This window comes from Acinetobacter sp. 742879, assembly GCF_000588535.1.
In the GTDB taxonomy this organism is placed as follows: Bacteria; Pseudomonadota; Gammaproteobacteria; order Pseudomonadales; family Moraxellaceae; genus Acinetobacter; species Acinetobacter pittii.
The window spans coordinates 25,162-51,527 of sequence record NZ_JFYC01000014.1 but is presented as its reverse complement, the minus strand read 5'-3'; the positions used below and the strand labels follow the sequence as shown (position 1 = coordinate 51,527).

35 protein-coding genes are annotated in these 26,366 nt (G+C 40.6%); 33 read left to right on the top strand and 2 right to left on the bottom strand.

What is annotated here, in order from left to right; genetic code table 11:
• The first annotated feature begins 17 nt into the window (after positions 1-17).
• From J690_RS19125 to J690_RS19085, 11 genes are all read left to right on the top strand, one after another.
• Complete coding sequence (locus J690_RS19125) at positions 18-431, top strand: antiterminator Q family protein (protein ID WP_032037555.1); 414 nt, start codon at positions 18-20, stop codon at positions 429-431.
• Between the two features lie 151 nt (positions 432-582).
• Positions 583-819 (top strand): hypothetical protein, encoded by a 237-nt coding sequence (locus J690_RS19120; protein ID WP_032037552.1) that lies wholly within the window; start codon positions 583-585, stop codon positions 817-819.
• Positions 816-1,043 carry a hypothetical protein gene (locus J690_RS19115; protein ID WP_032037551.1) on the top strand — a complete coding sequence of 76 codons (228 nt, stop codon included), beginning with the start codon at positions 816-818 and terminating at the stop codon, positions 1,041-1,043. The genes J690_RS19120 and J690_RS19115 overlap by 4 nt, the downstream gene beginning before the upstream one ends.
• Positions 1,044-1,238: 195 nt before the next feature.
• Complete coding sequence (locus tag J690_RS19110; protein WP_005068131.1) at positions 1,239-1,484, top strand: hypothetical protein; 246 nt, start codon at positions 1,239-1,241, stop codon at positions 1,482-1,484.
• A gap of 56 nt (positions 1,485-1,540) precedes the next feature.
• The gene (locus J690_RS0104675) at positions 1,541-1,732 is read left to right on the top strand and encodes a hypothetical protein (protein WP_032037550.1); all 192 of its coding nucleotides are present in this window, start codon (positions 1,541-1,543) and stop codon (positions 1,730-1,732) included.
• Between the two features lie 12 nt (positions 1,733-1,744).
• Positions 1,745-2,212, top strand: coding sequence for a hypothetical protein (locus J690_RS19105; RefSeq protein ID WP_032037548.1), 468 nt, complete (start codon positions 1,745-1,747; stop codon positions 2,210-2,212).
• On the top strand, positions 2,181-2,822 hold the full coding sequence (locus J690_RS19100; RefSeq protein WP_032037547.1) for a putative metallopeptidase: 642 nt from the start codon (positions 2,181-2,183) through the stop codon (positions 2,820-2,822). Before J690_RS19105 ends, J690_RS19100 begins: the two co-directional genes overlap by 32 nt.
• A 61-nt stretch (positions 2,823-2,883) precedes the next feature.
• Positions 2,884-3,360 carry a DUF2280 domain-containing protein gene (locus tag J690_RS19095; protein ID WP_032037546.1) on the top strand — a complete coding sequence of 159 codons (477 nt, stop codon included), beginning with the start codon at positions 2,884-2,886 and terminating at the stop codon, positions 3,358-3,360.
• A complete protein-coding gene (gene terL, locus J690_RS0104670; protein ID WP_032037544.1) occupies positions 3,338-4,864 on the top strand; it encodes a phage terminase large subunit in 1,527 nt (508 codons plus the stop codon). The genes J690_RS19095 and terL overlap by 23 nt, the downstream gene beginning before the upstream one ends.
• An 8-nt stretch (positions 4,865-4,872) precedes the next feature.
• On the top strand, positions 4,873-6,207 hold the full coding sequence (locus J690_RS19090) for a DUF1073 domain-containing protein (protein WP_032037542.1): 1,335 nt from the start codon (positions 4,873-4,875) through the stop codon (positions 6,205-6,207).
• Positions 6,152-6,964, top strand: a complete 813-nt coding sequence (locus tag J690_RS19085; RefSeq protein ID WP_032037541.1) for a phage head morphogenesis protein — start codon at positions 6,152-6,154, stop codon at positions 6,962-6,964. Before J690_RS19090 ends, J690_RS19085 begins: the two co-directional genes overlap by 56 nt.
• Here J690_RS19085 and J690_RS19080 read toward each other — a convergent pair.
• Complete coding sequence (locus tag J690_RS19080; RefSeq protein ID WP_032037537.1) at positions 6,936-7,526, bottom strand: hypothetical protein; 591 nt, start codon at positions 7,524-7,526, stop codon at positions 6,936-6,938. The genes J690_RS19085 and J690_RS19080 overlap by 29 nt on opposite strands.
• Positions 7,527-7,724: 198 nt before the next feature.
• On the opposite strand from J690_RS19080, the gene J690_RS0104665 reads away from it, so the two are divergent.
• The 19 genes from J690_RS0104665 to J690_RS18990 all read left to right on the top strand — a co-directional run bounded on the left by J690_RS0104665 (position 7,725) and on the right by J690_RS18990 (position 24,523).
• The gene (locus tag J690_RS0104665; protein WP_032037535.1) at positions 7,725-7,946 is read left to right on the top strand and encodes a hypothetical protein; all 222 of its coding nucleotides are present in this window, start codon (positions 7,725-7,727) and stop codon (positions 7,944-7,946) included.
• Positions 7,947-8,003: 57 nt separating this feature from the next.
• Complete coding sequence (locus tag J690_RS19075; protein WP_032037533.1) at positions 8,004-9,203, top strand: DUF2213 domain-containing protein; 1,200 nt, start codon at positions 8,004-8,006, stop codon at positions 9,201-9,203.
• 13 nt (positions 9,204-9,216) lie between these two features.
• A complete protein-coding gene (locus tag J690_RS19070) occupies positions 9,217-9,687 on the top strand; it encodes a structural cement protein Gp24 (RefSeq protein WP_032037532.1) in 471 nt (156 codons plus the stop codon).
• A 5-nt stretch (positions 9,688-9,692) separates the two neighbouring features.
• Positions 9,693-10,667, top strand: a complete 975-nt coding sequence (locus J690_RS19065; RefSeq protein WP_032037531.1) for a DUF2184 domain-containing protein — start codon at positions 9,693-9,695, stop codon at positions 10,665-10,667.
• 13 nt (positions 10,668-10,680) lie between these two features.
• Positions 10,681-11,064: a hypothetical protein gene (locus J690_RS19060; RefSeq protein ID WP_032037530.1), complete on the top strand. Its 384-nt coding sequence runs from the start codon at positions 10,681-10,683 to the stop codon at positions 11,062-11,064.
• A 9-nt stretch (positions 11,065-11,073) separates the two neighbouring features.
• Positions 11,074-11,457 (top strand): DUF4054 domain-containing protein, encoded by a 384-nt coding sequence (locus J690_RS19055; RefSeq protein ID WP_032037529.1) that lies wholly within the window; start codon positions 11,074-11,076, stop codon positions 11,455-11,457.
• A 9-nt stretch (positions 11,458-11,466) separates the two neighbouring features.
• On the top strand, positions 11,467-11,658 hold the full coding sequence (locus tag J690_RS19050; protein ID WP_032037528.1) for a hypothetical protein: 192 nt from the start codon (positions 11,467-11,469) through the stop codon (positions 11,656-11,658).
• A gap of 7 nt (positions 11,659-11,665) precedes the next feature.
• Positions 11,666-12,148, top strand: a complete 483-nt coding sequence (locus tag J690_RS19045; RefSeq protein WP_032037527.1) for a hypothetical protein — start codon at positions 11,666-11,668, stop codon at positions 12,146-12,148.
• On the top strand, positions 12,141-12,584 hold the full coding sequence (locus tag J690_RS19040; RefSeq protein ID WP_032037526.1) for a hypothetical protein: 444 nt from the start codon (positions 12,141-12,143) through the stop codon (positions 12,582-12,584). The genes J690_RS19045 and J690_RS19040 overlap by 8 nt, the downstream gene beginning before the upstream one ends.
• 62 nt (positions 12,585-12,646) lie before the next feature.
• Complete coding sequence (locus J690_RS19035; protein WP_000090027.1) at positions 12,647-13,414, top strand: hypothetical protein; 768 nt, start codon at positions 12,647-12,649, stop codon at positions 13,412-13,414.
• Positions 13,415-13,420: 6 nt separating this feature from the next.
• Positions 13,421-13,735, top strand: coding sequence for a hypothetical protein (locus J690_RS19030; protein WP_032037524.1), 315 nt, complete (start codon positions 13,421-13,423; stop codon positions 13,733-13,735).
• Between the two features lie 35 nt (positions 13,736-13,770).
• Complete coding sequence (locus J690_RS19025; protein WP_032037522.1) at positions 13,771-13,998, top strand: hypothetical protein; 228 nt, start codon at positions 13,771-13,773, stop codon at positions 13,996-13,998.
• 71 nt (positions 13,999-14,069) lie between these two features.
• Positions 14,070-14,570 carry a zinc ribbon domain-containing protein gene (locus tag J690_RS19020; protein ID WP_032037521.1) on the top strand — a complete coding sequence of 167 codons (501 nt, stop codon included), beginning with the start codon at positions 14,070-14,072 and terminating at the stop codon, positions 14,568-14,570.
• A gap of 93 nt (positions 14,571-14,663) precedes the next feature.
• Positions 14,664-17,696, top strand: a complete 3,033-nt coding sequence (locus tag J690_RS19015; RefSeq protein WP_032037520.1) for a hypothetical protein — start codon at positions 14,664-14,666, stop codon at positions 17,694-17,696.
• A 10-nt stretch (positions 17,697-17,706) separates the two neighbouring features.
• The gene (locus J690_RS19010) at positions 17,707-18,360 is read left to right on the top strand and encodes a DUF2460 domain-containing protein (RefSeq protein ID WP_032037518.1); all 654 of its coding nucleotides are present in this window, start codon (positions 17,707-17,709) and stop codon (positions 18,358-18,360) included.
• On the top strand, positions 18,357-19,214 hold the full coding sequence (locus J690_RS19005; RefSeq protein ID WP_032037516.1) for a DUF2163 domain-containing protein: 858 nt from the start codon (positions 18,357-18,359) through the stop codon (positions 19,212-19,214). The genes J690_RS19010 and J690_RS19005 overlap by 4 nt, the downstream gene beginning before the upstream one ends.
• A gap of 61 nt (positions 19,215-19,275) precedes the next feature.
• Entirely contained in the window at positions 19,276-21,585 is a 2,310-nt protein-coding gene (locus J690_RS19000; protein WP_032037515.1) for an SGNH/GDSL hydrolase family protein, read from the top strand.
• 23 nt (positions 21,586-21,608) lie between these two features.
• A complete protein-coding gene (locus J690_RS18995; RefSeq protein ID WP_032037513.1) occupies positions 21,609-22,037 on the top strand; it encodes a C40 family peptidase in 429 nt (142 codons plus the stop codon).
• Entirely contained in the window at positions 22,034-24,523 is a 2,490-nt protein-coding gene (locus tag J690_RS18990) for a phage tail protein (RefSeq protein ID WP_032037511.1), read from the top strand. Before J690_RS18995 ends, J690_RS18990 begins: the two co-directional genes overlap by 4 nt.
• Positions 24,524-24,551: 28 nt before the next feature.
• On the opposite strand, the gene J690_RS18985 is transcribed toward J690_RS18990, so the two are convergent.
• Positions 24,552-24,965, bottom strand: a complete 414-nt coding sequence (locus J690_RS18985; RefSeq protein WP_032037510.1) for a hypothetical protein — start codon at positions 24,963-24,965, stop codon at positions 24,552-24,554.
• Between the two features lie 172 nt (positions 24,966-25,137).
• Between J690_RS18985 and J690_RS18980 the strand changes: the two genes are divergently transcribed.
• From J690_RS18980 to J690_RS18970, 3 genes are read left to right on the top strand one after another with little or no spacing between them, the layout of a single operon-like run.
• Positions 25,138-25,413 carry a holin gene (locus tag J690_RS18980; RefSeq protein ID WP_032037508.1) on the top strand — a complete coding sequence of 92 codons (276 nt, stop codon included), beginning with the start codon at positions 25,138-25,140 and terminating at the stop codon, positions 25,411-25,413.
• A complete protein-coding gene (locus J690_RS18975) occupies positions 25,397-25,942 on the top strand; it encodes a glycoside hydrolase family protein (protein WP_032037507.1) in 546 nt (181 codons plus the stop codon). Before J690_RS18980 ends, J690_RS18975 begins: the two co-directional genes overlap by 17 nt.
• A complete protein-coding gene (locus J690_RS18970; RefSeq protein ID WP_032037506.1) occupies positions 25,942-26,310 on the top strand; it encodes a hypothetical protein in 369 nt (122 codons plus the stop codon). The genes J690_RS18975 and J690_RS18970 overlap by 1 nt, the downstream gene beginning before the upstream one ends.
• Positions 26,311-26,366: the final 56 nt, after the last annotated feature.

Genomic DNA, 26,366 nt, shown 5'->3' with positions numbered 1-26,366 from the left:
TAGAGGGAAGTTAAAAGATGAATGCAAAAGTAAATAACAAAGTAATGGACTGGTCTAAACGCTCCGCTCATCAATGGCTAGAACAATATGGACTATGGGTGAGATCTACAAGTTTTAAAGTTTCTGCGAATCCTTTGGCTTCCCTAATTGACCAAAATGACACAACTAGAGTTCGTTCGAGTAAGGTATCTTTGCCTTGTAATATAGAAGATCATGAAGCGGTAGAAGTAAGTAAACTCTTAGCAAAAATGCATTCAGATAATAGAGAGTTTCTACAAGAAAGAGCTTGGTTTTTAATACTTTATTATGAAAACGATTGGTCGTATCTAACCATTGCTAATGTGCACAGATGTAGTAAAGCTAAAGTACGGGCTGAAATAGATAAAGGCTTAGCATATTTAGATGGAAAAATAGAGGTGTTGCAATCTTGACAGTGCAGCACACTTGGTTTAGATTTGTGATATGGTGTGACGAAGTTATAGGTGTTGCACCAAAATGTCTTTTTAGCCCATTTGATAGATGGGCTTTATTATTTTATGTGTTATTAATATAAAAATAGTTAATTCCATCAGAGATTAAAAAATGGGTACTTATAAAATCTTATATGCCTCCCAAAATTATGCTTTTTTTGCAGCGGCAGATTCTTCACATGAGTTTATAATTATTGAAGCATTAGGTTCCGATTTTGATATCAATCATATTGTTACTTACGACGGCATCACAGTTTTTAATAAAACATTGGGTGAAGAAACTTATGCAATTGTTCAAACAGAAACCAATGAAAAAGGGGCAATTGCTTTCTTGAGGTCAATAAAATGAAAATTGAATTATTTTTAGCGGATTATATCGAAGATCAATACCAGTTTGAAAAATTACCTTATCATGGCTCTATACCTAATGAGTTTCAATCAAATGGTTTTACCTATACTCCTAATGAAATCAGATACCATGACACAAGATTTTTTCTCTATTGCAATCATGAGTTAAATGATTATGAGCGAAAGAAATTAGATTCAGATTGGCGAACTTACTGCCCTGAATAAAATCAAATTGCCGAGTGTTTTACGGCGCAAATGGCCCCGCTAAATATCGATTATTGGCGGGGGTTTTTCTTTAATTAATTTGATGATTTAGTTCTCGATAGTAAATAATTTACTATTGAGAATCAAATACTTATACTTTACACTGGTTAAAATTTATGCTTTACTAATTGAGTAATTTATTGAGAGGTGAAGTATATGTTGTTTAATGGTTCAGAAGAGCTTGTTGTGATTTCCAATGATGGTACTCGAAGCGCTTTGAAGTCTTGTAGAATTGATAATGAAGAAACAATCTTCACAAGTGACTCTACAGATGGCATAAGAATTGGAGATCGATTAATCAAGACTCTACAAAATGGTTCAAATCGAGAATATTTGGTTAAATCTGTTAAGGATGGTGTAAATATGTTTGGACATAGAGAGATTAGAGTTCAGCAGATTTAAAACCTACAGTATTAATAACCCTACCTTATGGTAGGGTTTTTCTTTTTGGAGTAAGTATGACTGAATTTCAAAAAATCACGTATGAGATTAGACAGCTTCAAGTAGATCTAAATCATTTGGGAAGCTGTACAACGAAAGGATTAAGTACAGAACAGATCGCTCACCTAGATGAGCGATTTTTTTTGGCCATAGCAAAGCAAAACAAATTAATTGCACGGCTCAACAATAAGCCTGAGGGCTTCTTATAAGCAGCTATAGGTATGGATGATAAAGATTATTTTTGGCTTACAAGAAAAAAAGAACCTAAAACCAAACCCAAATCCAGACCACTTCCTAAAGCTACCCAAAAGTACTTAGAGGCAGAAGAAGAATTTACACAGGCCTTGGACGTTCTGGAAATTAAATACGAAAAGAAATTCCAATTTAAATCTACAAAGCATTGGCGTTTTGATTTTCATTTAATTGAACATCGAATTTTAGTGGAAATTGCTGGCGGCCCTTGGTCGGGTGGACGTAAGGGTAAGCTTAAAAACAAAGCTTGGAGTCTTGATCGTTACGATGTGGCTGAAGAGATGGGATACACAGTAGTACGCATAGAGACGGCTTCAAGATGCCGCATTGATGAATCTGGACCTTTGCAGCTACGGACTGAATACGCTAGTCAGTGGCTAAAAAATTTAAAGAGGCAAATATTTAATGGATCAGATCAGACCATTTCCTCCAACTGATTTTATTGACCAAGCAGATGAAGAGGAAGCAATTCGTATAATACCTGCGCCCGATTTACAAAACTGGGTAGTTGCTAATTTTCTAACGCTTGGTGGACCTCTACACAATCCAGATCACGACCATATCGCTGAAATGCTTCATGACAATGAAGGGTTCTTGGCTTTTGCTTGGGCTTCTACTGCTTACACACGAGCTAAACGCATGGTGTTAGGCCAATGCGAAAAAGTTATGTTTCAACAAGGCGGCTGGAAGAAAGCCCGACAAGAGCAGCAAATGCGTGATTGGTTCGGTTTCGTTCCAATTTACCTAATCACAATCGATGCAAGCTTTTGTGAAAAGGCAAACGATAGCGAGTTCTGTGCTTTGCTTGAACATGAGCTTTATCACATCGGTGTAGAACGAGACTCGGACGGTGAGATTATTTACAGTGATCATACTGGCTTACCAAAGCACTATTTAGCTGGTCACGATGTGGAAGAGTTTATTGGTGTTGTTAAGCGCTGGGGCGCAAATGAAAACGTTAAGCGCCTAATTGAAGTCGCTAAAACCCCGCCGTTTGTTTCTGATTTAGATATATCAAAATGCTGTGGAAACTGCGTTATCACATGATGAGCCTTAAGGCTCTTTTTTTTGGCTATTTAGGTTGACGTAGGTTGACAGGATTGAGGATATGGCGGCTCTAAAAAAAGAGGTAAAACTCTTTATAGTTCGCTCACTTGCCGTATTTAATACACCCACAGAAACTGCTGAGCTCGTCAACCAAGAATACGGGATAAAAGTTACTAAACAGCAGTGTGAGAAATACGACCCGACCAAACGGGCAGGCGAGAACCTGAGCGAAGAATTAAGAAAAGATTTTGAAAAGACTCGCGAAATGTTTTTGGGTAAGCCTGAGGCAATCCCTATTGCAAATTTAGCGGTGCGTATGCAGCGCTATGAAAACCAGTATCAAAAACATAGTAGAAACCGTGTTGCTGCTATGAATATTCTCAAACAGGCAGCTCAGGATATTGGCGGGCAATTCACTAATAAAACAGAGCTAACCGGCGCTGGTGGTGGGCCACTTCAAAGCGAGCATGTCACACAAGTTGTTGCAACGCCTGAACAGATACGGCAGGTGTTAGATGAACTCAAAGGTAAATACTAAGCTGCTTGAAATGCAGCTGGAGCGTGAACTCTGTGAGAAAGAACATTTATTCTTTACACGGCGTTTTTTCTTACCTCGCATGGGCTTTAAGTTTTCGGTCAATTGGCATCATGAATATATTGCCGACAAGATTGACGAGGTAATAGCTGGCAAGGTTAAAAACCTAGTTATTAACGTTCCACCCGGAAGTGGTAAAACTGAATTACTCACAAACCTTATTGCCCGTGGTATAGCGCGTAATGCACGTTCGCGCTTTCTGTATTTGTCTTTCTCGCAGTCACTTGTAGAGGATGTATCAGCAACAGCAAGGAATATTGTTAAGTCGGAAGACTTTCAGAATTTATGGCCTGTAAAGATCTCTACCAGTACGGATGCTAAGTCTAGTTGGAAAACCACAGTCGATGGATATGACGCAGGTCATGTTTATTCTGCTTCGATGGGTGGGCAGGTCACAGGTCGCCGTGCTGGTACATTAGCGGATGAAGGCTTTACCGGTGCAATTATTCTCGATGACCCATTAAAGCCTGAGGATGCATTTAGCCAGACAGCAAGACGTAAAGCTAACCGTAAGATATTAAACACGGTCAACTCGCGTAAAGCTAAATCTGACACGCCAATTATTCTGATCATGCAGCGTTTGCACGTTGAGGATCCGACCAACTTTGTGATGACTGGTAATGTACCTGGTGAATGGGAACAGATCAGTATTCCTGCGCTTATTGATGATGAGTACATTAGTAAGTTGCCTGAAAAAATACAAAACAAAATTCCACATGATGTTGAGCGTGATGCGAAAGGCCGTCAAAGCTATTGGCCATTAAAAGAATCATTGCAATCGCTATTGCAACTCGAACAAGGCGGACAGGATAAAGACGGCGCAACAGTTTCCCGTTATACGTTTGCAAGCCAATATCAGCAGGCTCCTAAAAAGCTGGGGGGTGATCTGGTTAAGGCTGAATGGTTCCCACGTTATCTAGACTTACCAGTTCTTAAGTGGCGGGCTGTATGGGCCGATACTGCTCAGAAGGTCAAAAAGCATAATGACTTCTCGGTGTTCTTATGTGCTGGTCTTGGCTATGACAATAACCTTTACATCATTGATGTGAAGCGTGGGAAATGGGAAGCACCTGAGCTTTTGAAGGAGGCTAAAGCCTTTATCAATAAGCATAAGGATAGCAACACCAAGATCGGCAAGCTTCGTTATATGGCCGTAGAAGATAAAGCAAGTGGTACTGGATTAATTCAATCTATTTCTAGGGAAACTACATTACCTATTAGGGCAATTCAGCGGGATGAAGACAAGTTGTCACGGACAATGGACGTCATTCTTTATGTTGAAGATCAGCGCGTTTGGTTACCTGCAAACGCACCATGGCTTTTGAACTACATTGAAGAAATTGAAGGGCTCACGGCCGATTGGACACATGACCATGACGACCAATGGGACCCAACCATTGATGCAATTAACGATTCATTAGCAAGCAAGCCAACTGTATTTGATTAGAGGAAATTATGGCTGAAGATAAAAAGTCCGATGCAATTGGCGATGCAGGGGCGTATACAAACTTTGTCTCAAATATTGGTACCGAACGTGACAAGGCATCACACGGTTCTTTCGTTAAGAAAGTTATTCCTGATGAGCAATTAGAAGCGGTTTATCAACACTGGTTAGCTAAGCGTATTGTCAACCGCCCAGCAAGTGACATGCTTCGAGCTGGTTGGTTCTATGAAGGGATTCAGGATAGCGATTTATTGAAGCTTAAAGAGGCGTGTAAGGCTTTTAACCTAGATGGGGTGCTCTTATCTAGTTTGGTCCTTTCTCGCTTATATGGTGTTTGCTATGTGCTTCTAGGGACTGTAGACGGCGGCAACCTAGATCAACCGTTTGATTTAAACAAGTTAGGCGTTGGTCGTTTAGAGTTTTTCACTGTGCTTAAGAAAAAGTACATTGAAGCTGATACCAGTAAATACTTATCGCCTAAGGAGGCAGGTGGACTTTTAAAGCAGCCTGAATTTTATAAGTTAAAGCTGGACGGGAAATCAACTCAAAGGATCCACCATACCCGCTTATATAAGTTTGGCCATGCCGATGTAGTTAATGAAGAGCCGGTAAGTGTTTTGCAGGAAGTTTATGAAGATCTGCTTGATCATGCCGCTGTTAAGAAAGCCTCAGCAAGTCTTGTGCATGAATCAAAAATTGACGTGATTAGAACACCCGGTCTCGTGGATAAGATTAAAGCTGACATGCAAGCAGTTGCTGAACGTTTTCTTAGTGTCGGATTGCTTAAAGGTTTAAATGGCATGATCGTGCTTGATGCAGAAGAGGAATATGACTCTAAGTCATATAGCTTTGGCGGTTTGCCAGATCTTATGCGTGAATTCTCTATCCAAGCTGCTGGTGCTGCCGATATGCCATATACGATTTTATTCGGGCAATCACCTGCAGGCATGAACGCAACTGGCGAGCATGACACACGTAACTATTATGACAGTATCGCAACTAAGCAAACATGGTCCTTAAAGCCATTCATGATGAAGCTTTTAAGGGTAATTGTTCAAACTACATTTGGACGTCAGATTCCAAGTTTAGATGTTGTGTTTAACCCGTTATGGCAATTAGACGCTAAGGTGCGTTCTGAGGTTGAGAAAGCTAACGCCGAACGGGATGCTAAATATTTAGAGATGGGCATCATTACAGAGCCACAAATAGCACGGCAGCTACTCATTGATGGTGTTTATTCAGTGATTGATGAAGAACATATCAAAGAGCTTGAAATAATGGTGAAGCGAAATGACGACGATAATTCAGATCCTGAAACCACACCTCCAGCAGGCGAAGAAACGTAAAAAAGGTCGTAAAGCTTCCAAGCCTAGAGCCGTGCACGTAAATCGCCGTGTTGAGCTTTATTACACACGGCAATTATTAGCTATTTCAAAGTACTGTCAGGAACAAACTAAGGATTTAGTTATTCCTACAGTTGGCCAGAATATCGGTGATGCATGGTTCTCGGACATGATGATGGCCTTTAGGGAAAAGCTCACAAAGTATGTTGTTGAGATTTCTCGACCTTTGGCCACGAAAGTTGTGACTGACACCCAAAAGGAAGTAGACAAGCAAATTGCAGAGCACACCAAAACAATTATTGGCGTGGATCTAACGCCGTTCTATAGAGCTGCTGATATTCAGGACGAGGTAGATCTAAACATCACGGCAAATGTCAGTTTGATTAAGTCTATTCCTCAGCAATACGCCGATAAGCTTGAAGTATTAATTACCAACGCTTTGCAGACTGGCCAAACAAATGAAGAGTTGGCCAAAGCTATTAAGCAACTAGGGTTATCTACTGATTATCGAGCACGTCTTATTGCTAGTGATCAGATGGGCAAGATTAACGGCCAAATTAACCAAGCTAGACAGCTTTCAATGGGTGTTGAGACATACACATGGCAAACGGCTAAAGATGAGCGTGTAAGGCCAGACCACCAACATAAGCAGGGCAAGACATTCAGATGGGATTCACCGCCAGATGGAGGACATCCCGGTCAGCCTATTCGGTGTCGTTGCACGGCATTACCTAACTATGAGGATATTTTGATTGAATAGAATCGATTATTTTCTGTATATCTTCTACTCTTCTGTCATATCCTTCGTTAGCACTATGAATTTTACCTTTAATGGGGATTAGATGTTCTAAATACATTTCTAAATCTTTATGACTAACTGAAGTATCTTTATTGGTTAGTTGTTCAATTAATCGATTTACCACATCTTTTGGACTTTTCAATTCATTCAAAGGATTTTTAATGTATTCAGCAAAGCTATATTCACTACCTGGCATTTTGTCATTAATTGTTAAATTAAATATATTTGCAAATTGAGTAAAAGTTTCTTCTAATTTTTTATGCTTATGCTCAATTGAATATATTAATTCTTTGCATTCATAAACAATTGTTAATACGGATAATTTTAAATTAAAAGCTGTTAATCTCAGATCTTCTGCTTGTTGATCATTAGCAATTTGTATTTGTTCTCTTGCATATTTTATTTGTTCTCTTGCATATGCGGCAGCTTTAATTGCCAACGCTATAGCAAAAATACCCAATAGGGTTTGCAATTGACCTGAATTACAGCCTATCCAGTCCCATAAATTAATAAGAGGATTCATCTATATAACCTATTTTATTTTCTACTTAGTTTAATTCTTACTCTTTTAAAGAACCACCTAAACAGGTGGTTTTTATTTCGATAAAATTTATGAAGCATATTTACCGCTTCATGGATGATGACTTTACTTTTAGGATATTTTGATTGATTAAATAATAGACTTTGTTAAATTAAAATATTATTTCTAAAAGGAATTGTAATGTATACCGTTGATCAGTTATGTCAAATTGCTTCTTATGGTGGAGGATTAGAATTAAATGCTAAATCTTATACCCATGACCAATTATCAACTATAGCGAGTTATGCCTCAAACAAAGGTGCTCGAATCACAATAGATCTTATAGATAGAAAGTTCACAAGTGATCAACTATGTACCATAGCTTCCTTTGGAAAAGGCTGTGTAAGCTTTAAAAATTTATAAACAAACTGTCAAAAAATAAAACCCACCTTATGGTGGGTTTTTTATTGAGCGCAATTTATGAAAAACATTTACCGCTTCAAAGTAGGTGATTTTGCTCCAAGTGAATCCACACGTTCATTTACCCGAGAAGGATATCTGAAATGTATCAATGTTCGCTTAGCTAAAGCACCTCAGGTACGCCAGTACTATGCGTATGAGTTCCCATCATTAGAAGGTTACTCACCTGATCAAATCATTAATGTCTATACGCCAGCGGATGAGCTTTTTAAGCCCGAGACAATAAAAAGTTTTAACGGTGTAGACGTCACTGACTATCACCCACCTAAGAATGAAATTAATGCATCTAACTGGAAGGATTATCACATTGGCTATTGTGAGAACGTCCGACAGGAAGGCGATTATTTGGTGGGTGATTTGCTCATTAAAGACAAGGTCAGCATTGATCTAATTCAAAGTAATGAACGATTAGAAATGTCTCTTGGCTATGGAGCTTTATTTGTAGTTGAACAAGGTACGGCACCAGATGGAACGCCTTACCAAGCCAAATTTATCAATTTTAATGGCGACCACATGGCGCTAGTTAAATATGGCCGTTGCGGTGGTGATTGCCGCATCGGTGACCAAAAGCAAACTCCACCTAAGGGGAATAAAACAATGGAAGTAAGTGTAAACGGTATTCGTTTTGATATTGGCGATAACAAGCCCTTGGCGGATGCATTAAAGCAGCAACAAGAGCAGTTGGAAAACTTGAAGGCTGCAAAACTTAAAGTTGGTGATAAGCAATTTTCTATCGGTGATGAACTAAACGCCGTTCAAGCGGTCGTAGATCAATTGCATACCGATAAAACCACGCTTGAGCAGAAAGTCGGTGATCTGGAAAAGAACCAGATGACGCCTGAAAAACTTGAACAAGCTGCTACCGAACGTGCTGCTGTGATTGCCGATGCTAAAGCATTGGTGCCAACAGTTAAAACCGAAGGCTGCACTTGTGAGCAAATCAAGCGCGATGTAATTGCGGCTAAAGCGGGTGATGCATTGGTAACCGCCTTATTAGGTAGCGTATCGGTAGGCGATGCTAAGCCGGACCAGATCGATACAACTTTCCGCGCTTTGTCTGCTGTAAAAGGTACACACCCATCTAATCCTGTAGGTGATGCACTTCACCAGCAACAGCAAATTAATGCTGGTGATGGTAAGCCTGCAGGTGGTGGGGAAGAAAAGACCTACAGCAAAGAAAACGCATACAAAACAATCTAAGGGGATGTAAATCATGGTTAAGCAATACGATGCCGCACCAGGTATGAAATTTCACCTCATTGGCCCAGAGGATATTTTATCCCTTCCTGTAGGTGGTGCCAGCTTGGTGAATGATGGTGATGTGGTTGTACGAAGTACTGACGGAAAAACAGTTTCAGCGGTAACTGGTGCAACTAATACCAAGTTTGGAATTATCGTACGTCACGGCGTAGGTAAATCAGGTAAAACGGCAGATGGGAAAGAAGCCTATAAGGCTACTGATGTAGCACCGGTTATGACGATCGGCTCGATTTATGTGAAGGTCACTGCACCAGTTACAGACATCAACGCAAAGGTTTATGTCAAAACAGCTAACGGGACCACAGCAGCGCCGTTAGGTTCTTTATCCCCAACAGCAACAGATGGTACAGAGTTGCCAAACGCATCTTGGGAAACAATTTCAAATGAACAGGGCTTAGCAGCTGTTCGATTACGTGGGGCATAATAATTATGAGTAAATTGGCAGCAATGAAGCTACGTTTAACACCAGTAGCTCAAATGGTTCAAGCAAATATTGGTGATGCATTTAACCTTGATGCTTTAGCCCAATTATTCGTTAAATTGGAAGAATTTAACGAAATGGATCCTCAGCTTCAGCAAGTGATGGATTACGCTAAATACATTCCTGTTAAACCTGTCAGTGCTGTATATGGTGGAGGAGAAATCCTAAGCCGTAAGAAGGGTGTGGGTTTGGGTAAAGATCATTCAGGAACTGGTAATGATATTCCTTTGGCCGAAGTTGAATATGATACTGTTCAATTGCCAGTGAAGGTCGGCACAATTGGTTATATGTATTCAGTGCTGGAGTTAGAAGCAGCTCAAAAATTAAATTTAGCACTTGAAGCAGATAAAGTAGAGGCAGCTCGTCTTGCTGCAGAAAAACACTTAAGCAACATTGCATGGTATGGCAATGCACTTACAGGGGTTAAGGGTTTCTTAAATCAGACTGGTGTAACAATTGTTACAGCCCAACATAACTGGGCTACTGCAACCATTGAAGAAGTTTTAAGTGACTTCAACGCAAGCTTGGCAGATGCTGAAAATCTTATCGATGGGGATGCATCTGTACAACCAGATACTTATTTAATGGCATCAAACCAGTACCTACACCTTTCTACCCGTGTAGTTGCTGATTCTGGCGGTAAGACATTCTTGAAATTCATTGAAGAAAATAACATCTTCGCATCACAAGGTAAGCCATTAACGATCCGTGGTTTAGGCCGTTCAAATGGTAAAGGTACGGCAGGGGCTGACCGTTCTATTATTTACCGCCGTGATCCGTCATGCATTCAAATGAAATGTAATGATGTGACTTTCTTAGCTGCTCAACCAGTTGGCGTAGATATTAAAGTGCCTGGTCACTACAAATATCAAGGCGTATGGTTGAAGCGTGTTGATTCTCTCCGTTACTTGGATCACGTGTAAGGATTAAAACAGTATGAAATATTCTTATATTTATAGCGGCTTACAGGCCGCTTTTGTTTTTTCTGGTATTGCTGTTTTGCCTACAGGCACACCAACTCTTGTGGATGAAGAAGCGCACAAGAAGCTCACTAAAAATAAGTTTGCTAAACATCTTATTGATATCGGTGAACTTGAAGTTCAGGAAATTGCGGATGATGAACCAAAAGCAGCAGGGAAAACTGGTGGTCGTGGTGGCAAAGGCGGCAAGCAAAACGATGCAGCAGGTGAGCAGCAAAAGCCAACTGATGAAGCTGCTTTGGCCACCGTGAAAGCTGAATTAGCAGCGCTTGAAGTAACGTTTAGTGATGATGAAACACTTGAGCAGCTACAAGCGAAGTTAGATCAGGCTAAGGAATAAGGTGGATATATGGACGTACAAACGTTTCGCCAGAAGTTCTCGACTGACTCGAGTTTAATGTCTTTGCAAGATGAGAGAATTCAGGATGCATTAGAAGAAGCAGATCTGGTTGTCTCTCAAATTGAGTTTGGGGCATTAAAGGAACGTGCTGTAGGTCTATATGCAGCACACATTCTTAAAGTAGGTACCGTAAGCGGCAATGGTGCTGCTTTTGGTACCGCATCGAGCATGACAATTGCGGGCCAAAGTGTGAGTTATTCACGATCATCGAAAGAAGCTTTCTATGATCTCAGCATGTATGGCCAGCGCTACCTTGCGTTAAAAAATTCCATTCCAATCGATGATGAAGGCACGAACCCTAACCGTTTAGGTGTTGGCGCTTTTGTTGTATAGGAGAATCCCATGCCTTTTAAATATCAGGCACCAGAAGGTTACAAGCCAACCAAAATCGTTATTGCTGGGCAAAACCTAGATATCAAAAACGGTGTTTTAGAATCTGAAGACGACATTATCCATATTTTAAAACCCTTGGGTTTTGAGCGTTATGTTGAATTGGTTGAACCAAAGAAATCTGCAGCATCTGCTAAAGAGTAATTAAGCTATGAGCGATTATCGTGTTGATACTCAGGTCAATTTTGATGAGATGAATAATCGCGTTAGGTTTGAAATAAGACGCACGATTAACGCTCTTACTTTGCGCTTACAGCGGATTGTTCAGGAAGACATGTTAAGTGGCCAACGACTTAAAGTTCAGTCAGGCCGCTTGCGTGGATCCGTTTCATCAAAGGTGGATGAGGATAAGGATTCCATAGAGGGAACCGTAGGCGCTGGTGGTGCTTTGGTCCCTTATGCACCTGCACATGAGTTTGGCCTAAATGGAGCTTTGGGTGTTAAAGCACACCTAAGGACAATTAAGCAGGCGTTTGGCCGGCCTATTTCGCCGGTTCAGGTCAATATTAAGGCCCATTCAAGGAATGTACGTATTAGGGAATTGCGGTTCATGCGTGATTCACTGGATATCGTGGCCAAGATTGTGCCGAAAAATATTGATGCAGCAATTGAGCGAGGTATAGCAGGTGGATAGCGAAGCAATCTATCAGGCGTTGTTTGAAAGGTTAAGTACAAGGGTAGAAGGATTGATTACGGTGAGTCGCCGTTTACGTCACTTTAGTAATGTATTGCCTCATGAACGACCTGCAATGTTTATTACACAAGGCAATCAGCAGGAAGTACCTGTACATGGTATGGATTCAAAAGTTGAACTTGCTGCTGAGGTCTATCTCTATATCCATGAGGCTGATAGAGCTAAACCTCCATCATCGCAGATGAATATATTCATCGATTGTGTACGAGAAGCTATTCAGCCAGATCATCCAGATTTTAATGAGTGTCAGACCTTAGGAGGTTTGGTTGAGCATTGCTGGATTGAAGGCACAATAGAAGTGTATGAAGCAGTAGAAAACATGCTGGATGATCAGGCGATTGCCATTATCCCTATTCGGATCCTTACAACCAATTAACAAAACATTCATTTTATGACCGCCTCGATGGCGGTTTTGTCATTTTAGAGAGGTCAAAATAAATGGCTCAGTATTTATTTGGTGCCGGCAAGATCTTTGCTACACCGATTCAAGATGTTTATGGGCAACCGATTAGTAATCCCACACCAGTTGAAGTAGGGGTGATGCAATCCGTTGGTGTAGATATTAGCTATGACTTAAAAGAGCTTTTTGGTCGTGGTCAATTCGCTGTAGATGCAGCACGCGGTAAAGGTACCATTAAATGTAAAGCTTCTTTCGGGCGTATTAACGGTACCTTGTTAAATTCCATCTTCTTCGGTGGAGTTGTTGCTGAAGGTGGAATTGAAACAGTTTCCCAAACCATTAATGGTGAAGTGATTCCGGCTGGTGGTACTGTTACACCGGTTGTTCCTAACAGCGGTACATATGTAAAGGATCTAGGCGTAACAGATGCTAAAGCAATCCCACTTAAACGTGTAGCGTCGGCGCCAGCAACCGGACAATACAGTGTAGATGCGGCAACCGGTGCTTATACATTTGCTGCTGCAGATGCAGGTAAAACGGTATTTATTAACTTCCGTTATTCAGCAATGGTGGCGGGTGCTAAGTCAATCACTGTCTCAAACCTAGATATGGGCTATACCCCAGAGTTTGCCGTTGACCTTCAACGTGACTACAAAGGTAAGTTCATGCACATGAATTTCTTCCGTTGTACCAGTAACAAACTTGGATTTAGTTCAAAACAGGACGATTACGATATTCCTGAGTTTGAATTCCAGCCCATGGCTGACGATCTTAACCGTGTTTTCAAAATCGACTTATCGGAGTAATACCAGATGCAATTTAAGCAAGTTGATAACCCGCGTGGTAATAGTAAAGAGATTGCTGGTCAGACTTGGATTTTTGCTCCGGCACCATTGGGTACGATTGAGCGTTTCCAAGAACAATTAAGCTCAAACAATGTTCCAGCATCTGTAATTGTGGACATGGCGCATGTTTGTTTAAAACGGAATTACCCGGATATTACCCGTGAATATGTTTCTGATGAGCTCTTAGATATGGGTAACATGGAAGAAGTTTTAGCCCTAGTAACTAAAACATCCGGCTTGGAATATACAGGTAAACCCACAGGTGAAAGCTCGGGGGAATAAACTGGGAGGAGCTCTACACGCATTTAGTGCTGACAATTGGCAAAGATTACGACTACGTACGTAATGAAATGGATTTACCCAGACTAAGAGCGCTAAGTGCGTATCAGCAAAGTAACCCTCCCGCACATATAGGAATACAACGTCTTTGTCGAATCTTGGAAGCTTTCGCAGGTATTGAAGAGACAGACCCAGCAATAACCGTTTCAGATGATGATGAAGACGATATGTTGCAATTTTTAGAAGGTTTCCCACAGGGTGGTTAAGGCTGCCCTATTTGCATTATGTGTAAGCGTTAGTTAAAGTTTGTTAATTAAAACTTTATAAGGATAAATCAATGGCTTTAACTAATTGTAAAGAGTGTGGGGCTCAGGTTAGTACACAAGCAAAAAACTGTCCAAGTTGTGGGGCTAAAGTAAAAAAACGCTCTATTTTAAAGTGGATATTTTTAGGTTTTGTTATTCTTTTTATTATTGGCATTATTGCTGGTGGAGGTGAGGGTACTTCTTCATCTAATAGCACTAGAGAATTGTCACCTAAAGAAGATGCTCTAAAAAACACTGTACTGGATTATGACTGGTCAAAAGGTGGGTTCGATAGTGTCATGCTTGTTGATTTTACAATCAAAAATAATAGTAAATATGACATTAAAGACATAACTGTAGAGTGTGAGCATTACTCAAATAGTAAGACAAAAATAGATAGCAATAGTCGTGTAATTTACGAAATTGTAAAAGCTGGACAAACAAAAAAAGTTAAAGAATTCAATATGGGATTCATTCACTCACAAGCCGCTTCTTCCAGCTGCGGTATAACGGACTTAGTTGTAATTCAATAAATAGTCATCAAATAAGACCCCGTTCACACGGGGTTTTTTATTTATTAAATTTACCTTGCATCGGCAAGGTTTTTTTATGCCTATGAGGTGTGTATGGCAAATAATAACCGTGTCGAGGTGCATGTTGGAGCAAAAACTTCCGAGTTAAAGGAAGGTATGCAAGATGCAGAAAAAATAGTTTCAGATTCCGCCAAGAAGATTGAAAGTACTGGGCACAACATCGATTTTAAGCTTGATCTTTCAAATCTACGGTCAGAGCTAAATGGCTTTGCCTCAAATCTTTCAGAAAAGTTCAAGACAGTAGGCAATGATATTAAGAGCTCGCTGACTAATGGGTTATCGTTAGTAAGAGGTGGCTTCTTTCTTGGTATTGGTCAAGAAATAGCAAGAAGTGCAGCTGAGGCAGTAGCAGCTATACCGGATCTTGTATCTTCGGTAGGTAAAGCTTCAAAAGAGTTAGAGATCCAAGCCAGATTAGCAAATGCCAATACCATAGAATTTCAAGAATGGGCATTTGCTGCCAAAAAGGTAAACGTGGAGCAGGATAAGCTATCGGACATCATGAAAGATGTTAACGATAAGTTTGGTGACTTCATGCAAACTGGCGGCGGTGAAATGGCTGATTTCTTTGAAAAGATCGCTCCAAAAGTTGGTGTAACTGCCCAACAATTTAAGGGCTTATCTGGTCCGCAAATCTTAGAAAAGTATTATCAGACTTTACAGAAGGCGAATGTTTCACAGGCTGAGATGACTTTCTATATGGAAGCCATCGCAAACGATGCAACACTATTAGCGCCATTACTTGATAATAACGGTCAGAAGTTAAAGGAATATGCAAAGCAAGCTCATGATTTAGGTGTAATCATGAGTGAAGATGCAATATCTGCAACCAAAGAGTTTAATACTGCTTTAGAAACAGTACAAACAACCTTACAAGGTGTACTTACACGAATTGCAGCTCAAGCAGCCCCAGCCCTTACAGAATTGGCAAATCAATTTCTTACCTTCGCTGTAGAATCTAAAGATGCCATCGATGATTCAATTAAGTCGATTATTGGCATCTTTGAAAGCCTCTATTCTATTTTAAGTGAGCAATTTACAACTATTGCAGCGATATGGAACGACTTAACAGGAAATATTGGTGATGATGCAAATACGCAGATAAGTTTTATGGATGCAATTTCTGTAGCTTTGCGTGCGTTAGGAGTAATCGTTACAGGCTTTCAGGTAGGTGTGCAATCTGCTTTTGCAATCATTCGCGCCGTTGTTGTTACGGTCTGCCAAGCATTAATCATTGCATTTAATGGCCTTATGGCTGGCTTTGATATGGTACGAAGTACTATTCAATATGGTCTGGATGTACTACAGGTTAAGTTTCAAACATTTGGTAGCGTTGTAAATAATATCCTCCATTTTAACTTCTCAGGCGCAAAAGCTGCATGGGAGGGTGGTTTATCTCAGCTTGGTAGTATTACTGATCGATACACTAATCAAATGAAGGGTCGCATGGCTGACCTGAAAAACTCTTGGAATGCGGGAGCCACTACAGCAGCCAATTCACTTGTCACAGCAGGAAAGCGAATTCTTGAGGTTACTACAGCGGGTAATCAGAAGATTACCAACTATGTGTTTAAGGATCCGACCAAACCAGTTGAACCGCCAAAACCACCAAAGCTTGGTTTAGGGACTGCACCACCTAATACAAAGTTAGGAATTGGTACTGGTGAAAAAGACGAGAAAGGCGGTTCTAAATCATCAGCTAAATCTAAGGCTGAGCAGGAAGCTAAAGAGCGTCAGCGCCAAGCTGAACAAGCAGCTAAAGCACTTGCCGATATTCGGTATAAATATGCATCCGAAGAAAAGAAAGTCGCTTTAGATCTGCAAAAGGCATTAGATGAGATTGAAAAATCCAAGATGACTGCAGATGAAAAAGCCGCTGCAAAAGTCAAAGCCGAAAAGGATGCTTCAGACAAGATCATTGCTATTCGTTTAAAAGAGTTTGAGGAATACAAAAAAGCTCGTGAAGAACAGATAGACAATTATCAACAGCAAGCACAGCGCCTTTATGAAATTGAATCGGCACGAATTCAAGCCGAGTTTGATGCCAAGAAAATTTCGAATGTACGAAAAGTCCAGTTGGAAAAACAACTAGAAGATCAGTTACGTGAAATTAAACGGCAAGGTCTTTTAGAGCGTTTGGCACTTGAGAATGAGCAAACCGGTATTACTGGCAAGCAAGGCAATCAAAACCAAATCACTAACAATATTTCTGATTTAGAGACAGATCAGAAAGTTGCTGACACTAAGTCTATGGGCTTAATCAGTGATGCGGAAATGAAGGACTTTGAGGCTAAGTTTGGTGGGTTTACATCTCGTCTTTCTAACCTTTGGGATCAGGGCATTCAGTCTCTTATGAATGGTACTCTGACTTGGAGTAATGCAACTAAAGCAGTTCTAGCTGACATGGGGCAATTTGCCTTGCAAACAGCTACTAAAGAGCTTCAAGGTTGGCTCAGAATCCAAGCAATTAAGTTAGCTAGAAAGCTTGGTTTCGTTGGTGCAGAAACGGCGGCCGAAGCTTCTGGCCAAGCTGCTCAAACAGGGGCAACTATTGCAGGTGAAGCAACACGTACCAGCGTAACGGCTGCAGGTGGTTTGGCCCGTTTAGGCTTAAAGGCTGCTGAAGCTATCAAAGGCATCATGATGTCTGCATGGGAGGCAATGGCGGGGGCTTTTAAAGCCATGGTTGCAATTCCGTATGTCGGTCCAATTCTCGCCGTTGGTGCTGGTGCAGCTGCATTTGGTTTAGTGGCAGGTCTTGCGGGCAAGATCAAATCTGCTCGAGGCGGTTACGACATTCCATCTGGTGTTAACCCAATTACACAGCTTCATGAAGATGAGATGGTTTTACCGTCTCAACATGCAAATACCATTCGTGAAATGGGTAACGCATTACGCAATGGGGCAAGTTTTGGAGCTGCTGCGGTTGCTGAAGGTGGGGGAGGTGGTACCACTGTTTTCAATATTAGTGCCATTGATGCCAAAGGAGTTAGAGACTTTATGAAGAAACATGGCCGTGATTTGGCTGGTGGACTTAAAGGCTATAACCGAAGTTTTGGGAAATAAGGAGACAACTTTGTCAGATATTTTATACCCCGAATTACCCGGTTTAGAGTGGGACTTGTCAAAGAGTCCCATTTTTAATACCAAAATTATGACATCCATAAATGGTCGAGAATTACGGGCAAGTTATCAGGCTGTACCCAAGTATGAAATTTCAATGTCCTATGCGTTCTTACGGGAAAACAAAGGAAGAAAAGAGTTTCAACAGTTAGAGGGTTTCTTTTTAGAGCGCCGTGGTGCTTTTGATTCGTTTCTTTTCAAAATGCCAGATGATTTTGAGTTTAACTGCACCTTTACAGGTGATGGTATAACGACATCTTTTCAGCTTTATAAAACCCTCTATACCAGTCAGATTCCATTAAATAATACTGAAGCCAAGATCATTGGAAATGTTGATCCGAACATGTGGAATAAGTTGGCCAGTAAAAATATGTGGAGCACAAACACTGAAAAACTTATGTGGAGTAAGGCAACAGCACAAATTACTCCAGATGGTAAGTATGAAGTTTCCGAACCGATTGAAGAAGGTATCGAAGTCACTGTTTCAGGAACATTCTATTATCGGTGCCGCTTTAAAGATGATGAGCAAGAGTTTGTCAATTTTATGGACAAGTTGTGGAAAGCCGGAAAGGTTGAATTGATTGGTTCACTAGGAAATAAGATATGAGACAAGCTTCCCCGAAACTTATTGCCTTATTAGATGCTAATCAATTCATAATGGCAGATCTATATACAATTACCACGATTCAGGGCATTGAGTATCGATTTACAAATTATGACTTTGATTTAACCGTGGGCGGTAAAGTATTTTCGTCACAAGGTCCAATTATAAGCCGTGAGGGTATTAGTCTTTCTTTGGGCATTGAAGTAGATAATTTATCTATCACGATTGGTACTAATGAGAGTACTAAATTTGGTGAAGTGCCAGTAACTCAGGCTTTTCATAATGGTGTTCTTGATGGTGCACGGTTTAAATTAGAACGTATTTTTATGGATGCTCAGACACCAACGGATACAAGTGCCGGCACATTGGTTTTATTTGAAGGTCGAATTGTAGAGCCAGAGTTTGACCGTTACGAAATTAAAGCCAGTGTGGTTTCGGATGTTGATGGATTAAAACTTCAGATGCCACGCAACCTTTATCAACCGGGTTGCTTAAACACCTTGTTTGATAGCGCTTGTGGTTTACGTAGTGCTGATTTTGCCGTCAATACCACTATTGCAGCAAATAGCACGCCTAACAGGATTCTTTGTGAGCTAAGCCAGCCACAAGGGTGGTTTACGCAAGGTGTTGTAGAGTTTTTAGAGGGGGTAAATATTGGAATTAAACGCACTGTACGCTTACATGAAACAGGTGCATTACTTCTAACTTTGCCGCTTTTAGAAATGCCAGCAATTGGTGAAGCAATTCGTGTCTATCCGGGATGTGATAAGCGTTTAGAAACTTGCTCCAATCGATTTAACAATCGTGCTCGGTTCCGTGGTTCACCATATGTTCCAGTTCCAGAAACTTCAGTTTAACTAAATTTAGAAAACCTCTATAACCCTGCTTTTTGCAGGGTTTTTCATTTGGGAAAAATGTATGACTGTTCCAGATAAAAACGCAATGATAGGGCCTAGTGTCACTGAGTCACAATTTAAAAAAGGTCTCGGAGATATTATTGATTATCTACATGAGATCGAAGCTCAAGGTACTGCAGTTGAGCAGATTAAAGAATCTGTAGCGAACGCTGTTACAAGTGCGCCGAATGAAGTTCAGCAGGTCGGATACTATACAGGAACTTCTAATACAACACTTATTAGTCAAGACGGCCCTAGTGCATACGCGATTCAAATGCCTAAAACTGGTTTTATTAAAAAAATCCGAACTCAGTTGGCGGGTGGATCCAGCCGAGTCCGTGTGCAACTTTATCGCCCTCTGGATAAAGGGGCGAAGTTAATTGAAACGCGTTATTACGATGTAGGTTATCCAGCAAGTGAAATAGATCTTTCAGATGAATCAATTCATGTAGAAAAAAATGATTTAGTTAGCCTTGCTTGGGTGAGTGGTATTTTTATTCGTGGAAAGACTGTAAGTTCGGGGGATCCGTTAGGAAATTTTATCGTTACCCAGACAATGACAGTTGGTCAACAAGTTACTATTTCAAGATCTAGAAATTCACTGGAGTTTCAAGTTGATTTATTGGTAGATAATCAACTTGTCACAACTCAAAATATTGACCCTTTAACCCGTTTAGCAGTTGGGTATGGAGTAACAGAGTCAATTGGTGAATTTAAGCAAGGTGCACTAAACACTCCTACAACATCAGGTAGTTTTAGTTTTGCCTATGGAAATGTTGATCCTTTGCCTAAGTTTGGAAAGCTTAAGCAGATTAAGTACACAACGCGAAGCATTAGTAGAAACGTTATGTTCCGCCTTTGCGTTCTAGTGCCAAATTTGGATGGTACATATAAGGTAGCTACTGTAAAACAAGTGGTTGCGCCGGCTGATTCATCAGGCGTTGTAACCGCAACTTCTGATCATTTTGGCGAAATTTTTGTACCTCAAAATGGTTATACGCTAATTGCTGGAACTGTAGAAATTGATGCACCATTAGCACAAGTAGGGATTGCTGGTGGCTTTTCTTATATCGCAGCTACAGATATTCAACTTAATTCAAATGTTCAGGTCAGCAAGAATACTAACAACCAACCAATTTCTGCAGAATTCACTTATGAAACATCTAGCCTAAATTTACAGGACAGAGTGTCTGCCTTAGAAAATAAAGGATTAACGGTTAGTCCTCCATTATTTTCTACTGTAATGGATTCTCAAAGTTTTAGTGGTACTAGCTTGCCTGCGGACTGGTCAGCAGAAGGGTGGACTGTTAATGAAGGACTCTTTACGCCTAATACAGGATCGTGGACTACCAAAGCACTTTCTACTGGTTCTTCTGCATTAGCTAAGCGCGAATATAGTGTCGATATTACAATCTTGGACGCTTCAACTATTACTGGTTTTTGTACCGATCAAATTGAGACAGAGGCGGGAGCTGGGGCAGTATTAATCGATTGTACTCAAAACAAGTTAATTCTTTATAAATACAATGGTAGCAGCGCTGGCACTTCTGTAGCTGAAGTTAGTATTGAGCCAATTGTTCTCAATTCAAAATACCAGCTAAGAATTGAAAAGAATGGATACTTTAATATTATATCGCTAATCAATAAAACGACTGGTGCTACCTTTAAGCTAGAGTATTCTGACACCACGACAGGTCGTTATGTACAAATGCATGGTAGAGCTGGCTTTTTGCACCTACAGGGCAGCGCTAAATTTAACAATTATCTATTTAAAGCTTTCTATCCTGTAGATCTGCATGTTTTGTTTATTGGCGATAGTAACAAGGAACGCGCCGCGAATGTCTTGCCGAACATGACGTGGGCATTTCAGCTGGTTGATATGCGACGAATGAATGGTGATGCTGCTATTGCTGCTCGGTCTGGTGACGAAACGCCTAATTTCCTTAAGCGTAAAGAATTTGACCTAATGCGATGGAAACCTAAATACGTTGTATGGGCATTGGGTACTAATGATACCGATATCAATGTTTGGCGTACAAATATGGCTCAAAACATTGCTGATACGTTAGCAATCGGCGCGATACCTATTCTTTGCACACAGGTACCACGTGGCTCTACTTCTAATTTACATTATCAAATGGATGAAGAAATCCGCAGCGGTGCTTTCGGAAACTACAAGTATATTGATTTAGCTAAAGCTGTTTCATTAAACAATGACGGCTTTACTTGGAATCCGGCATATAACAGTGGTGATAACTTACACGTAAACCCAGCAGGTCAATCTCGATGGGTGCAACAAGCCTTAATAGATGCGCCTGAACTCGTTCGCTAAGCTTGTTTTTTTGGAGAGTACTAGTGAGCACAGGACAAGAAGCTGTAAAAGAAGCGCTTACATGGCTTGGTACACCTTATCATCACCAAGGCCGAGTGAAGGGTGTCGGAGTTGATTGCGGAACTTTAATCTGTGAAGTCTATGAAAAAGTAGGACTCATGGACCATTTGGACCCGCGGCCATATCCACCTGACTGGCATATGCACCAGATGGGGCAACGTTATTTAGAACTCATCCTCGGTGTATGTGATCCAATTGAAGGACCTCCACAACCGGGTGATATTGTTTTATATCACTTCGGCAAGTGTATCAGTCATGGTGCGATTGTCATTGAATGGCCACAGGTGATTCATAGTTATATCCATCAGGGAGTCATTATCCAAGATGGAACAAAAGGAAGTTTAGCCCGGCGTATTGCCGGGGTTTTTCGTATGAAGAGGCTAAAAGAATGAGTGGTGTTTTTGGTAGTACAACAATTAGTACGTCAGATACACGTATTAATTCAATGCGTATCCAGCAATCGGCTTATGGGCTTTGTCAGCCTTTGGTTTACGGGAAAACTCGTGTTGCCGCTAATATGTTCTGGTACGGAGATTTTATTGCTACGCCACATACCACGGTTCAAAAATCTGGTGGTAAAGGAGGAGGTACTAAAACCAGTAATACGACTTTTAGTTATAGTGCTTCCCTCATGCTTGGGTTATGTGAGAACCAGATTAAAAAGATAGGGCTAATCTGGGTAGACAAAGAGCAGTATGTGCCAAAGCAGGAAGGATCTATTACTTTAGATCCAATCGATCAGTTAAAGTTTGAACTGTTTGATGGGAATAATAATCCGCCGTGGGGATGGCTAGTCTCAAAACATCCAGATCAAGCGATTAACTATCCTTATCTTGGGTATGTGGCCGCTGCCAATTACGAGATGGGTAATAGCGCCAGTCTTTCAAACCATAACTTTGAAGTGATCAGTACCATTACTTTGTCGGATACCATTGATGATGCTAATCCCGCTGATGTGATTGAAGACTTTATTACTCACCCACGGTATGGTGCTGCGCCTAATTTAAATATGGCGGATTTAGAAGAATTTCGGACCTATTGTCGTGCGGCCAATCTCTTAATTAGTCCAGCCTTTACTGAACAACGCCCAGCTTATGAAACAATTAATGAGATAGTCGAAGCAGTAAATTGTGCTGTGGTACCAAGTCCTGATGGTTTAAAGATCCGTTCATTTGGTGACTCTGCAATTACTGGAAATGGCGTGACATTTACTCCGGATCTCACACCGGTTTATCACTTAACTGATGATGACTTTATAGGTGATGAGGAGCCGGTGCGAGTTCGCCGTAGTCGCGATACTGATGCATATAATCATGTTCAGCTTGAGTATGTTAATCGATATAACCAGTACAACACCGAAACAACGGAAGCAAAAGATCAGGCAAATATTGAGATGTTTGGTTTACGAACTGAGGATCCAGTAGAAAACCATTTCTTTTGTGAGCCTAAAATTGCCCGTCATGCTGCTCAACTTCGATTACAGCGTTTATTGTATGTACGTAATGAGTACGAGTTTGATTTAGGTTGGAAGTACTGCCGTTTAGAGCCAATGGATATAGTCACGCTTACTGATACAGCTTTAGGCCTAGTTAAATTTCCTGTCCGGATTACACGAGTTGAAGAGGATGAGGAAGGGCGTTTGACTATTACGGCTGAAGAACTGGCCATAGGTTCAAGATCTGCTATTGAATATGACTTACAAGCATCAAATGGCTATCAAGGTGGTAATGAAGCACCAGGTAATATAAACGCTCCAGCTATATTTGAACCACCTTTAGAACTTACAGATGGTAAGAGTCAAGTTTGGGTGGCAGTTTCAGGTGGTGTTAATTGGGGCGGCTGTAACGTATGGGCAAGCCTTGATAATACGACTTATGAAATGATTGGCACCATTTATGGTTCTGCACGTTATGGCCAGCTTGTCACGGCGATTGATGCTGATGATACGGCATTGCAGGTAGAGCTAAATACAGCAAGTCAGATCTTCAGCGGAACATTAGAAGATGCTCAGGCAGATCAAACTCTCTGTAAAGTGGGCGATGAGTATTTTAATTATCAAATGGCCACATTAAATGGTTCAGGCTTATATACCTTAAGTGACGTTTTACGTGGACGTTTTGATGATGCACAAAGCCATAATGCCGGTGAGCAGTTTGTGCGATTAGATAAAGCAATTTTTGAATATAGCTTTAATGAAAATCTGATCGGCAAACAGATCTACTTAAAATTCACCAGCTTTAATGGTCTTGAGCGTAAAGAACAAACTTTAGACGAGGTCACGGCGTATAGCTATACGTTAAGCGGTGGAAGGCCAGCAGGCGTTAAAGGACTTTCACTGCAGTCTCCATTTGTTGGTACAACATTTAAAGTTCAGTGGCAGAGCGCAACTGGTGCAGATGGGTATCGTGTTCAAGTCTGGTCGAATGGGGTAATGATTCGTCAAGTTGATACAACGAATACGGATTATAGCTATTCAATAGAAGAGGCTAAACAGGATGGCTTAGGTCGTGCTTATACAATTCGTGTAGCTAGTAAAAATGGTGGGCAGATCAGCACCTTTGCTGAATTGAGTATTAGTAATCCGGTACCGCCGTTATTAACTAATATTTATACATCTGCTACATCTAACTCTATCACTGTAAGCTGGATTCCTAGCGAAGTTCCGGATCTGAAAGATTATGCAGTATGGCTAAGTACTACGCCTAATTTTGATCCAGTACAAACGCCGCCAACATGGAAGGGTACGGATGTAACGACTACGATCGGAGGATTGCAAGCGACAACACCATATTATATTCGTGTTGCTGCCCGTGATGTGTGGAAAGATACGGTGTGGAACTATTCAAACCAGATTACTCAAAGTACTTCTGAGGCATAAAAAAAGCACCCCTTTGGGGTGCTTTTTGTTAAATACATGCTTTTAGTCTTTCTTGAATATCAGTCTTTTGCTTGGTTAGATCAAATTCGGCATTATTTGTGAATGATGTCGTAACTTTTAGTGTATTGGCATCATAGATAAGATTAAGAATCTTTTTGCTATTTTCTTCTGAAAATACACTTAGATCATCCGCAACTTTAGCATAAAGGTTCAATTCATCTTTATCACTTGTGAACCTGAACTCTTTTTCTAATACAACAGGACTAGTTATTGTTGCTTTTGCTTCTCGTTTATTTAAGTCACAAGACAGAATAAGCGACATCCCAGACATATCAGGTTTCGGTACTAACCTGATGGATTGAATATCTTCATTTTTAGTTTGTGAAGCGCAGGCAGATAAAATTAATGCTAAAGCAAAACAGGAAAAGATTTTCAATTTCATAATCGTTTAAAGTAGTAAGTTTTGTTATATTTTAGTGCTAAAGGTGTAAATATCAACCGTTAATTATATTTTATTTAAGTCTTAATTATATAGCCTTGCGGCTAATAATCACAAGCTCTAACTTTTTAAAAGTTAGGGCTTTTTTTATAGTTTTTTATTTTGGAGAGACAAAATGTCTGAAACTCAGTCTGCATTCGGGGTTGGTGCAGCAACAATTACGCAGAAAGTAACAGCAACTACTGGGGTGGGGTCGTTTATCGGATTTATAGCCAAAATCGATGTTATGGCATGGGGTGGTTTGGTAATTGCTGCACTTGGTTTGGCTGTACAGCTTTATTTCGCTTGGGCGCGTAATCGCCGTGAGAAGGTTGAGCATAAGTTGCGCAAGGCAGAATACGAGCTACGTATTAAAAAGTTAAAAGGTGACTGTAATGTCAAACAAGACTAAATTATTCGTAATTGGTTCAACAATAACCGCCGCTTTGGGCGGTTTTTTTATTTATGGGCCTAGTGATCAGCAGGTACAAGCTACAGCTTTAAAAGAGGGGTATACGCCTAAGCCGATCATTCCCGTTAAAGGGGACCGGCCAACGATTGGGAATGGCACAACCTTTTACCCGGATGGCCGCGCCGTAAAAATGACGGATCCAGCAATCACACGTAAACAGGCTTTTGAGTATCTCAAATTCACGATGAATAAAGATGCAAAAGCATTTAATAAAACGTTGCTGAATATCCCTATCTCTCAAACTGAATACGACCTATACCTTGACTTCACCTATCAATATGGGATTGGTGCATGGTCTGGATCATCAATGCTGAAAAATCTAAAAGTTGGTAAATATAGAGCAGCTTGTGACTCATTGCTGAAATGGAAATATGTTGCAAAGAGAGATTGTTCAGTTCGCTCTAATGGCTGCTACGGAGTTTGGACTAGACAGCTTGAAAGACATGCTAAATGTATAGGAGCACAGTGATGTGGCTTATTATTGCTGCGAAATATTGGCGAGAAATCATTATTGGGTTTCTCGCTTTTTTATTGGCCATATCTTTGGCCGTACTCAATTACAAAGCTAGTCAGCTAAAAGAAGCTGAACAAAAGTGTCAGTCTCAGATCCAAGAGATTGAGCGCAAGAATTTAAAAGCACTTGCCGAAAAGCAAAATCAGTTCAATAAAGTGAGCGCAGACTATGAACAAGTCAAAGCAGAGCAAAACACCAAAGTCGAATATATTGAGCGTGAAGTGCAAAAGATCGTGGAGCGTCCTGTTTATAAGTCTAGCTGTATTGATGATGACGGGGTGTACCAAATCAACGATCTTATCAAAGCCGGTAATACCAGCTAATCTTATTCAACAATGCTCAAATCTAAATGAATTGGCTGGAACAACTGGCAAAGATT